This is a genomic window from Streptomyces griseorubiginosus (genome assembly GCF_017614965.1).
Classification (GTDB): domain Bacteria; phylum Actinomycetota; class Actinomycetes; order Streptomycetales; family Streptomycetaceae; genus Streptomyces; species Streptomyces griseorubiginosus_B.
In genome coordinates this window covers 1-10,689 of record NZ_WVUG01000300.1, presented here as the reverse complement: position 1 = coordinate 10,689, position 10,689 = coordinate 1, and the positions used below count along the sequence as shown (strand labels likewise).

10 protein-coding genes are annotated in these 10,689 nt (G+C 72.2%); 5 read left to right on the top strand and 5 right to left on the bottom strand.

The window, feature by feature from the left end; all coding sequences use genetic code 11:
• Nucleotides 1-222: 222 nt before the first annotated feature.
• From lnt to GRC12_RS36075, 4 genes are all read left to right on the top strand, one after another.
• Nucleotides 223-1,845, top strand: coding sequence for an apolipoprotein N-acyltransferase (gene lnt / locus GRC12_RS36090; protein WP_208784254.1), 1,623 nt, complete (start codon nucleotides 223-225; stop codon nucleotides 1,843-1,845).
• A 10-nt stretch (nucleotides 1,846-1,855) separates the two neighbouring features.
• Entirely contained in the window at nucleotides 1,856-2,335 is a 480-nt protein-coding gene (locus GRC12_RS36085) for an NUDIX hydrolase (protein WP_208784252.1), read from the top strand.
• A gap of 54 nt (nucleotides 2,336-2,389) precedes the next feature.
• Complete coding sequence (locus GRC12_RS36080) at nucleotides 2,390-3,190, top strand: 3-hydroxybutyrate dehydrogenase (protein WP_208784249.1); 801 nt, start codon at nucleotides 2,390-2,392, stop codon at nucleotides 3,188-3,190.
• Between the two features lie 75 nt (nucleotides 3,191-3,265).
• Nucleotides 3,266-5,209 (top strand): helix-turn-helix domain-containing protein, encoded by a 1,944-nt coding sequence (locus GRC12_RS36075; protein ID WP_208784247.1) that lies wholly within the window; start codon nucleotides 3,266-3,268, stop codon nucleotides 5,207-5,209.
• 42 nt (nucleotides 5,210-5,251) lie between these two features.
• On the opposite strand, the gene GRC12_RS36070 is transcribed toward GRC12_RS36075, so the two are convergent.
• The gene (locus GRC12_RS36070) at nucleotides 5,252-6,634 is read right to left on the bottom strand and encodes an MFS transporter (protein WP_208784246.1); all 1,383 of its coding nucleotides are present in this window, start codon (nucleotides 6,632-6,634) and stop codon (nucleotides 5,252-5,254) included.
• A 348-nt stretch (nucleotides 6,635-6,982) separates the two neighbouring features.
• Here GRC12_RS36070 and GRC12_RS36065 point away from each other — a divergent pair, with 348 nt between their 5' ends.
• Nucleotides 6,983-7,432, top strand: a complete 450-nt coding sequence (locus GRC12_RS36065) for an SsgA family sporulation/cell division regulator (protein WP_208784245.1) — start codon at nucleotides 6,983-6,985, stop codon at nucleotides 7,430-7,432.
• Nucleotides 7,433-7,479: 47 nt separating this feature from the next.
• Here GRC12_RS36065 and GRC12_RS36060 read toward each other — a convergent pair whose 3' ends face one another.
• From GRC12_RS36060 to GRC12_RS36045, 4 genes are all read right to left on the bottom strand, one after another.
• Nucleotides 7,480-8,625 (bottom strand): RNA polymerase sigma factor, encoded by a 1,146-nt coding sequence (locus tag GRC12_RS36060; RefSeq protein ID WP_208784244.1) that lies wholly within the window; start codon nucleotides 8,623-8,625, stop codon nucleotides 7,480-7,482.
• An 8-nt stretch (nucleotides 8,626-8,633) separates the two neighbouring features.
• Nucleotides 8,634-9,080, bottom strand: a complete 447-nt coding sequence (locus tag GRC12_RS36055) for a YciI family protein (protein ID WP_133045160.1) — start codon at nucleotides 9,078-9,080, stop codon at nucleotides 8,634-8,636.
• 41 nt (nucleotides 9,081-9,121) lie between these two features.
• Nucleotides 9,122-9,994, bottom strand: a complete 873-nt coding sequence (locus GRC12_RS36050) for a phosphotransferase enzyme family protein (protein WP_208784243.1) — start codon at nucleotides 9,992-9,994, stop codon at nucleotides 9,122-9,124.
• Between the two features lie 98 nt (nucleotides 9,995-10,092).
• Entirely contained in the window at nucleotides 10,093-10,617 is a 525-nt protein-coding gene (locus GRC12_RS36045) for a YceI family protein (RefSeq protein ID WP_208784257.1), read from the bottom strand.
• Between the last annotated feature and the right edge of the window lie 72 nt (nucleotides 10,618-10,689).

Genomic DNA, 10,689 nt, shown 5'->3' with positions numbered 1-10,689 from the left:
CCGGAACCCGACCGAAGCCCCCCGACCTCGCACGACCAGGCCGTCGAGGCCGTGACCGGCCGGACGACTGTGGCTGGGCTCACCGTAACGGCTGATGGACGTTTTGTGGATGAGTTGGGACGGGGTGTGCAGGAACGATGCGGCGACCGCCCCGCTCAGCGCCGTGGGCCGCCATCCGGACCGCGCTGTCCCGGCCAAGGTCACCCGCCGTACACTCCCGGAGTGACCGTCACCGCAACCTCCGTGGACGAGTCGGACCAGCTGCGGCCGCAGCCTGTGCCCGCCTCGCGCACGGCGCGCCTCGTACGCCTCGTCCCGGCCCTCGTCGCCGCGCTCTGCGGAGTGCTCCTCTACGTCAGCTTCCCGCCGCGCACCCTGTGGTGGCTGGCCCTGCCCGCCTTCGCCGGCTTCGGCTGGGTCCTGCGCGGCCGCGGCTGGAAGGCGGGCCTCGGGCTCGGCTACCTCTTCGGCCTCGGCTTCCTGCTGCCGCTGCTGGTGTGGACCGGCGTGGAGGTCGGCCCGGTGCCGTGGATCGCCCTCGCCGCGATCGAGGCGGTCTTCGTCGCGCTGGTCGGCGCGGGCGTCACGCTCGTGTCGCGGCTGCCCGCGTGGCCGCTGTGGGCGGCCGCGGTGTGGATCGCGGGAGAGGCGGCACGCGCGCGTGTGCCCTTCCACGGCTTCCCCTGGGGCAAGATCGCCTTCGGTCAGGCCGACGGCGTCTTCCTGCCGCTGGCCGCGGTGGGCGGCACTCCCGTGCTGGGCTTCGGGGTCGTCCTGTGCGGCTTCGGGCTGTACGACGTCGTACGTGTGGTCGTCGAGGGGCGGCGGACGCGGGAGGTCCGGCGATCGGCGGCCACTGTGGCCCTGCTGAGCGTGGCCGTCCCGGTGGTGGGCGCGGTGGCCGCCCGGGGGCTGGTCAGCGACAAGGCCGAGAACGGTTACGCCACCGTCGCGCTCATCCAGGGCAACGTCCCCCGCTCGGGTCTGGAGTTCAACGAGCAGCGCCGGGCCGTGCTGGACTACCACGCGCGGGAGACGCTGCGGCTGGCCGCCGACGTCAAGGCCGGCAAGACCCCCAGGCCAGACTTCGTGCTGTGGCCGGAGAACTCCTCCGACGTCGACCCCTTCGCCAACGCCGACGCCTACGCCGTCATCGACAACGCGGCCAAGGCGATCGGCGTGCCCATCTCGGTGGGCGGTGTCGTCGAGCGCGGCGGCAAGCTGTGGAACGAGCAGATCCTGTGGGACCCGAAGAAGGGCCCGACAGACACCTACGACAAGCGGCAGATCCAGCCCTTCGGCGAGTACCTGCCGCTGCGCGGCCTCATCGGCGCCATCAACAGCAACTGGACCTCGATGGTCCGCCAGGACTTCAGCCGGGGCACCAAGCCGGGCGTGTTCACCATGGACCACGCCAAGGTCGGCCTGGTCACCTGCTACGAGGCCGCCTTCGACTGGGCCGTGCGCTCCGAGGTCACCGACGGCGCGCAGCTGATCTCCGTGCCCAGCAACAACGCCACCTTCGACCGCAGCGAGATGACCTACCAGCAGCTCGCCATGTCCCGCGTGCGCGCCGTCGAGCACAGCCGGACCGTCACGGTCCCGGTCACCAGCGGCGTCAGCGCGGTCATCATGCCGGACGGGAAGATCACCCAGAAGACCGGCATGTTCGTCCCGGCCTACCTGGTCCAGAAGGTGCCCCTGCGCTCCTCGCAGACGCCGGCCACCAAGCTGGGCATCCTTCCGGAGATCGCCCTGGTGCTGGTCGCCGCGGGCGGCCTCGGCTGGGCGATCGGCGCCGGGGTGCGCGGCCGGCGGGCCGGGGGAGCGTCCTCGGCCAGCTAGGGTCGGGATCATGGCTACCCCCGACTTCATCCGTGATCTGCGGTCCTCCATCGGCCAACGGCTGCTGTGGCTGCCCGGTGTCAGCGCCGTCGTCCTCGACGACGAGGGCAGAGTCCTGCTCAACCGCCGCTCCGACAACGGCAAGTGGTCGCTGATCGGCGGCATCCCGGAGCCGGGGGAGCAGCCCGCGGCCTGCGCGGTGCGCGAGGTCCACGAGGAGACGGGGGTGCACTGCGTCGTCGAGCGGGTGCTCGTCGTCCAGGCGCTGAAGCCCGTCACGTACGACAACGGGGACGTCTGCCAGTACATGGACATCTCGGTGCGCTGCCGGGCCGTCGGCGGCGAGGCCCGGGTCAACGACGACGAGTCGTTGGAGGTCGGCTGGTTCGAGGTGGACGCCCTCCCGGAGCTGAACGAGTTCGCCCTGCACCGGATCAAGCAGGCACTGTCGGACGCACCCACATGGTTCGACCCCACCACTTCGGGCTGAAGTATGGGGCCTGACCATATGTGGTCGGGCGTCCCCGCTGCTTAGGGTCGTGCCATGACCCCGCTCAACGCCGCATCCGCCCCCCACACCCCCTCCCTGGACCTCGGCGGCCGCACCGCCCTGGTCACCGGCGCCGCCGGTGGCATCGGCGGCGCCTGCGCGCTGCGGCTCGCCGCCGCCGGGGCCAAGGTGAGAGCGGTCGACCGGGACGCGGCGGGCCTGGAGACGCTGGCCGAGCGGGCAGCGGGCCTGGCCGGCACGGTCGAACCGCACGTCCTGGACCTCACCGACCTCGACGCCGCCGAACTCGCCGCCGCGGGCACCGACGTCCTCGTCAACAACGCCGGACTGCAGCTGGTCCGCCCCATCGAAGAGTTCCCGCCCGACGCCTTCCACACCGTGCTCACCGTGATGCTGGAAGCGCCCTTCCGGCTCATCCGCGGCGCCCTGCCGCACATGTACGGGCAGGGATGGGGCCGTATCGTCAACATCTCCTCGGTGCACGGGCTGCGCGCCTCCGCCTACAAGTCGGCCTATGTGGCCGCCAAACACGGACTGGAGGGTCTGTCCAAGACCGCCGCCCTGGAAGGCGCGGCGCACGGTGTCACCTCGAACTGTGTGAACCCCGGCTATGTGCGCACCCCCCTGGTCGAACGGCAGCTCGCCGACCAGGCGGAGGCGCACGGCATCCCCGAGGAACGGGTGCTCACGGAGGTGCTGCTGCAGGACAGCGCGGTGAAGCGGCTCGTCGAACCGGAGGAGGTCGCCGAGGCCGTGGCGTATCTGTGCGGTCCGCGGGCATCCTTCGTCACCGGCACCTCGCTCGTCCTCGACGGCGGCTGGACCGCGCACTGAGCAGGCCGTGGCCGTGCACGGACGAGTTGTCCACAGGGCTGACGGGGCGAGCACCGGATGGGGAATCCTGTGACCATGTCCCGCGATCACGTGCGGTCCGCCGAGCGCGCCGACGGCGCGGCGTCGGCGGCCGCGCCCACCGAGACGCCGTTCCTGGAGCTGCTGGCCAGGGGCGCGCCCGTCGACGCCTATGAGCAGCCGGTGCTGCTGGCGCGCGCGGAGGGCCGCCCCGGCGAGACCGTCGGCGCGCTGGAGCACGCCAAGCTGCTCGCACTGCGGGTGCGGGCGGAGCTGGAGGGACGGCGCCGCCGCGAGGCGGAGCTGTCGGCGTTGTTCGAGACCGCCCACGACCTCGCGGGCCTGCGCGACCTGGACTCCGTCCTGCGGGCGATCGTGCAGCGCGCCCGCTCACTGCTCGGCACGGACGTCGCCTACCTCAGCCTGAACGACCCCGCGCGCGGCGACACCTACATGCGGGTCACGGAGGGCTCGGTCGCCGCCCGCTTCCAGCAGCTGCGGCTCGGGATGGGGGAGGGACTGGGCGGGCTGGTCGCCCAGACGGCCCGCCCCTACGTCACCGACGACTACTTCAAGGACGACCGCTTCCAGCACACCCACGCCATCGACGCCGGCGTACGCGACGAGGGACTGGTCGCCATCCTGGGCGTCCCCCTGATGCTGGGCCACCACGTCATCGGCGTCCTCTTCGCCGCCGACCGGCGGGCCCGGGTCTTCGAGCGGGAGCAGATCGCCCTGCTCGGCTCCTTCGCCGCCCTCGCCGCGGCCGCCATCGACACCGCCAACCTCCTCACCGAGACCCGCTCGGCCCTCGCCGGACTGGAGCGGGCCAACGAGATCATCCGGGACCGCAGCGCTGTCATCGAGCGTGCCTCCGACGTCCACGACCGGCTGACCGAACTCGTCCTGCGCGGCGGCGGGGTGCACGACGTGGCCGCGGCCGTCTCCCAGGTCCTCGACGGCACCGTCGAGTTCACCGAGGCCGCCGACACACCCCAGGGGCCCCTGGAGGCCTCCCGGGCCGAAGGCCACGCCGTACGCCACAAGGACGACTGGATCGCGGCCGTGGCGGCCGGGGGCGAACTCCTCGGCGCGCTCGTCCTGCACGGCCACCCCGGACTCGACCCCGTCGACCAACTCACCCTGGAACGCGCGGCGATGGTCACCTCGCTGCTGCTCCTGGCCAGACGCTCCGCCCTCGACGCCGAACAACGCGTCCGCGGCGAGCTGCTGGACGATCTCCTCGACGCCCGCGACCGCGACCCACGGCTGCTGCGCGAGCGCGCCGCACGCCTGCACGCCGACCTCGACGCCACCCACGTCGTCCTCGCCGCCCGCCTCGACGGCCCCGCCGCCGACGCCGAGCAGGAGGCCGACGCCCGCCGGCGCCTGTGGTCCGCCGCCTCCCACCTCGCCGCCACCCGGCACGGCCTGGCCGCCGCCCGCGACGGCGGCACCGTCCTGCTGCTGCCGCTGCGGACCGGTGACACCGCCACCGCCCTGGCCCGCCGGACCGCCCGCCACCTGGGCACCGCCGTCCATGAGCCGGTCACCGTCGGCGCCTCCGCGCCCGTCCGCGACCTGGCCGCCCATCCCGACGCGGTGGCCGCCGCCTACCAGGAGGGCCGACGCTGCCTGGAGGCCCTGCGGCTGCTGGGGCGCGCCGGTGACGGGGCCGCCGCCGAGGACTTCGGGTTCCTCGGCCTCCTGCTCGCCGGGGACCGGGACATCGCCGGCTTCGTCGACCGCACCATCGGCCAGGTCGTCGCCTACGACGAACGCCGCGGCACCGATCTCGTGCGCACCCTCGACGCCTACTTCACCTGCGGCATGAGCCCGGCCCGCACCAAGGACGAACTCCACGTCCACGTCAACACCGTGGCCCAGCGCCTGGAGCGCGTCGGCCGCCTCCTCGGCGACGACTGGCAGAGCCCCGCCCGCGCCCTGGAGATCCAACTCGCCCTGCGCCTGCACCGGTTGTCGGCGGCGGAGCAGCGTTGAACCCCCGCACGCGGTCGCGTACGGGGGCCGGTCGCGGAAGGGTCACACGGTCCGGGCGTCCGCCGCGGGAGTCCTCGCCGACTCGTCGGTGGCCGAGGAGTCGACCTCGGCGAGATCCCGTCGGCGGGTCTCCTTCGCGAGCCCCACGGCGACGACCGTGAGGACGGCCGCGGCGATGACGTACAGGGCGATCGGGGTCGAGCTGTCGTAGTCGGACAGCAGCGCGGTGGCGATCAGCGGTGCCGGGGCGCCGGCGGCGACCGAGGCGAACTGGGCGCCGATCGAGGCACCGGAGTAGCGCATGCGCGTGGCGAACATCTCGGAGAAGAACGCGGCCTGGGGCGCGTACATCGCGCCGTGCAGGACCAGGCCCACCGTGACGGCGATGATCAGGTTGCCGAAGCCGCCGGTGTCGATGAGGGAGAAGAAGGGGAACATCCACAGCCCGACGCCGACCGCGCCCAGCAGATACACCGGCCGTCGTCCGACGCGGTCCGACAGCGCGCCCCAGGCCGGGATGACCGCGAAGTGCACGGCGGAGGCGATCAGTACGGCGTTCAGCGCGGTCTGCTTGGAGACGCCGGCCGCCGTGGTGGCGTACACGAGGACGAAGGCGGTGATGACGTAGTAGCTGATGTTCTCCGCCATGCGCGCGCCCATCGCCACCAGCACGTCGCGCCAGTGATGGCGCAGCACGGAGACCAGTGGCAGCTTCTCGGTGGCGCCGCCGTCCGCCCTACGGGCCTCGGCCTGCGCCAACGCCTGCCGGAAGACGGGTGATTCATCGACAGACAGACGAATCCACAAACCGACGATCACCAGTACACCGGAGAGCAGGAAGGGGATCCGCCAGCCCCAGGAGCCGAAGGCGGCGTCGGAGAGCAGCGCCGTCAGCAGGGAGAGCACGCCGGTCGCGAGCAACTGCCCGGCGGGCGCCCCGGTCTGCGGCCACGAGGCCCAGAACCCGCGCCGCCGCGCGTCCCCGTGCTCCGACACCAGCAGCACCGCCCCGCCCCACTCACCGCCGAGCGCGAAGCCCTGCACGAGCCGCAGGGTGGTCAGCAGCACGGGCGCCGCGGCGCCGACCGTCGCGTGCGTGGGCAGCAGCCCGATCGCGAAGGTCGCCCCGCCCATCAACAGCAGGCTGAGCACCAGCAGCTTCTTGCGGCCGATCCGGTCACCGTAGTGCCCGAAGACCAGAGCACCGAGAGGACGGGCGGCGAACCCAACGGCGTACGTCAGGAACGACAGCAGCGTGCCGACCAGGGGGTCGGAGTCCGGGAAGAACAGCTTGTTGAAGACGAGCGCGGCGGCGGAACCGTACAGGAAGAAGTCGTACCACTCGATGGTGGTGCCGATGAGGCTGGCGGCGACGATGCGCTTGAGGTTGGCGGGGGTCGGTGGAGCGGATGCTGCGGAGGCCATGTGCGCCACTTCCTCGTGTGCGGTGGGGACGGGTACGTGTCGGCACACGCTAGGAAGACGCAGGTCACGCGCACATGTGGTGGGGATACATAGTTTGGGGCCCACCTATCCGCGCAGCCGCTATGTCTGTGTTTCCGGTGCGCCTGCGAATACCAGGGCCCGGGCCAGGGTGACGGCCCGGGATCTCACGGGCGCGAGGCGGGAACGGGCGGCCGGAGCATGGTCCCGGGCACACGGCGCCGTCGGGTGGGCCGGCGTGCCGGGAGCAACCAGAAGGAGACCTGCGATGGCGAGGGTGCTTTTGAAACAGAAGGTGGGCGTCGTGTTCGGCCGTGGCCCGGTCTTTCGATGAGAAACCTTCGCCAACCGGCCGTGGTCGCTTGCCGGATGCTCGTCCGCCTGCTGTTCGACGACGAATGGATCCAGCCGGTGTCGGCCGATCTGATCTACGACAGCACGGACCCCTACGCCGTCTGCATGGCCTTCCACGCGGCCGGTGACTCGGTGGTGTGCTGGGTGTTCGCCCGGGACCTGCTGATCGGCGGCCGGTCCCGCTGCACGGGGGAGGGGGACATCCGCGTGTGGCCCTCGGCGCGGGGCGGGCTGAACGAGGTCTGCGTCCAGTTGCGGCCGGGCGGGGAAGCGGAGCGGGTCGTCCTCGTCGCGTCGGCGCGGTCCGTGGAGGCGTTCCTGCACCGGACCCTTGAAGCGGTGCCCGCGGGCACGGAGACGGGCCACCTCGACCTGGACGACCTCGCCGACCAGCTGCTGAACCGGCCGGGCTGGCCGCACGGGTAGCCCCGGCGGTCCCGACGTCCGTCCGGATCAGCGCGGTCGGGCCCGTGTCATGGGCGCAGGAGGGTGTTGAGCCGGGCGGCCTGGCGGGTCAGGTGGTCGCGTTCGGCGAGGTTGGGTGCCTTCCGCGCCGCCTCGGCGTACAGCCGGGCCGCGGTCGTCAGGTCGCCGTCGCGTTCGTGGAGGTGGGCCGCCACCGCCGTGTGGCGGGGCAGCGCGGCGTCCAGCTCCGCGAGCGCGGCCAGACCCGCGCGCGGTCCGTCCGCCTCACCGACGGCGACCGCGCGGTTGAGGCGGGCGACGGGGCTGTCGGTCAGGCGTACGAGCTCGTCGTACCACTCGACGATCTGCACCCAGTCGGTCTCCTCGGCGCGGGGCGCGTCCGCGTGCAGGGCCGCGACGGCGGCCTGCGCCTGGAACTCGCCCAGCCGGTCGCGGGCGAGGGCCGCCTGGAGGATCTCGACACCCTCCGCGATCATCGCGGTGTCCCACCGGCCGCGGTCCTGCTCGGCGAGCGGCACCAGGCTGCCGTCGGGCGCCGTGCGGGCGGCGCGGCGGGCGTGGTGCAGCAGCATCAGGGCGAGCAGCCCCGCCACCTCGGGATGGTCGATGGCGGCCGCGAGCTGCCGGGTGAGCCGGATGGCCTCGGCGGCGAGGTCGACGTCTCCGGAGTAGCCCTCGTTGAAGACGAGGTAGAGGACGCGCAGCACGGTGGCGACATCGCCGGGCTGCTCGAAGCGCACCCCGGAGACGGTGCGCTTGGCCCGGCTGATGCGCTGCGCCATGGTCGCCTCGGGCACCAGGTAGGCCTGGGCGATCTGCCGGGTGGTGAGCCCGCCGACGGCGCGCAGGGTGAGCGCGACGGCGGACGAGGGCGTGAGGGACGGGTGGGCGCACAGGAAGTAGAGCTGCAGCGTGTCGTCGACCGCGGACGCGGGCCCCGGCGGCGGCTCTTCCTCCAGGCGGTCCTCACGCCGTCGGCGCGCGCTGTCCGCCCGGGCCTGGTCGAGGAACTTCCGCCAGGCCACGGTGACCAGCCAGCCCTTCGCGTCCCGCGGCGGGTCGTCCGGCCACACGCGGACCGCTTCGAGCAGTGCCTCCTGTACGGCGTCCTCGGCCGCCGCGAAGTCGGCTCCGCGGCGGACGAGGACCGTGAGGACGTTCGGTGTGAGGCTCCGCAGGAGGGCCTCGTCCATGGGCGGGCTCACTCCTGCGCGGGGGCCGTGCTGGTGCAGTGCTCGGCGAAGTCCGTGACGCCTGCGTGCGGGTTCATGAACGGGCGCACCTCCAGCCACTCGTGGATCGGCCGGCCGCCCGCCCCGGGAGCGGCCGACAGCTCCGCGGCCAGCTCGACGGCGCGCTCATGACTGTCCACGTCGATGATCATCCAGCCGGCGATGAGGTCCTTGGTCTCGGCGAACGGGCCGTCGGTGACCGGCGGACGCCCCTCACCGCCGTACTGGACCCAGCTCCCCTCGGGGGTGAGCGCCTGGCTGTCGACGAACTCGCCGGACTTCTCCAGCCGGGCCGCGAAGTCGTTCATGTACCGCACGTGCGCCGAGATCTCCTCCGGCGTCCACTGGTCCATCGGCACGTCGTTCACGGGAGCCGGGGCGCCGCGGTAGTGCTTCAGCAGCAGATACTTGGCCATCGTGTTCTCCTCGGTGCTGGTGCGACCTTTCCTGGCCGCGTTCACCCCTGGGACGGAGCCGGTCGGGCGTTCTCGACATGACCGCGAGGATTCGTTCGCGCCCGGATCTCGCCGAGCCATTCCGTGCCCAGCCGGCGCCCGTCGGGGAGCTGGTCGTCCCGCTCCCAGCGCCATGTCGTGATCATCGCCAGGACGAGGAGCCGGCAGGCGCGCAGCAACGCGTGATCGACTCCCGGGTAGTGGTCGCCGACGTCCTCGGGCGCATGGGCGAGGTCGAATTCGACGGGTCCACGGCAGCAGGTCTCCAGGTCGACGAACAGGGGGCCGTTCGCCGTGGTGAGCAGGTTGCCCGGGTGCGGCTCGCCGTGCAGCAGCTGATCGGGGCCGCCGCGCTCGCCGATCACTTCTCTCAGGTTCCGCAAGGTGTCGCCGAGCAGTTCCCGGTCCGCGTCGGTGAGCTCCGGAGTGCGGTCGTGGCTCGCCACGAGGTGTTGGGCCTGCGCGATGCGGTCCGTGAAGTGGGGTGCGGGGACGTCGAGTCGGCGCATGCCGGCGTGCAGCCGCCGGAGCGCGTGGGCGTAGTCGGGCGGTGCGGTCTGTCGTGGTTCCGCGGGTTCGTAGTAGGTCCAGAGCGTGATGACGAAGCCGTCCCGTTGGTGGACGCGCGGCTTCACACGAGGGTCCAGTACGGCTACGGGGCACCCGGCCTCGGCGAGTCGCTGGGCGAGGTCGACCTCGAAGTGCGCGACATGGTCCGCCGCCGGTGCCACCCGGGCCAGGACGTCGCAGGGCAGCAGTCGCAGGGTGAGCTTGTTGGAGTCGTGCAGCACGATCGCGTCGTCGGCGCTCAGGCCCAGGGACGAGGCGGTCACCGTGGCCGCCGCCACGGCGCGCGGGAGCACGGACGCCTGCATCGTCGCCTTGCCTCTCTCCCGAAAGTGCCGCAACTCTCGCACCTTACCAAGGCGTACTCCGCGACCGCGGTCACGGAGTACGCCTCAGCAGCGGTTCGTCATTCGGCGGGAGTGGTGCGGATGGCGGCGATGTCGAATTGCAGACGCACTTTCTCGCTCACCATGGCACCGCCCTCGGCGAGTTTGGCGTTGTACGTCAGACCCCATTCGGAACGGTTGATGGTGGTGGTGCCGTCGAATCCGACCCGTTCGTAGCCGAACGGGTCGGTCACATGGCCTATGTAGGTGAGTTCCAGCACCACGGGACGCGTCACCTTCTTGATGGTGAGGTCGCCGGTCATGCGGTAGACATCGTTGCCGTCGACCTCGACGGCGGTGCTCCGGAAGCTCATCCGGGGGTAGTTGCGGGCGTCCAGGAAGTCGCGGCCGATCAGGTGCGCGTCGCGTTGTTCCACGCCGGTGTCGACGCTTGCGGTGGACAGCACGATCTCCGCCTGCGAGCGGGCGGGGTCGTGGCCGTCGAAGAAGAGCCTGCTGCGGTACTCGGTGAAGGCTCCGCGCACGGTGGTGACCATGGCGTGCCGGACGGAGAAACCGATCCGGCTGTGCGCCGGGTCGATCATCCATTCGCCGGTCAGTGAGGCCAGGGTGGGGGTGGCGGCACCGGCGGTGGGGGAGAACGCCGGCGGCCGGGT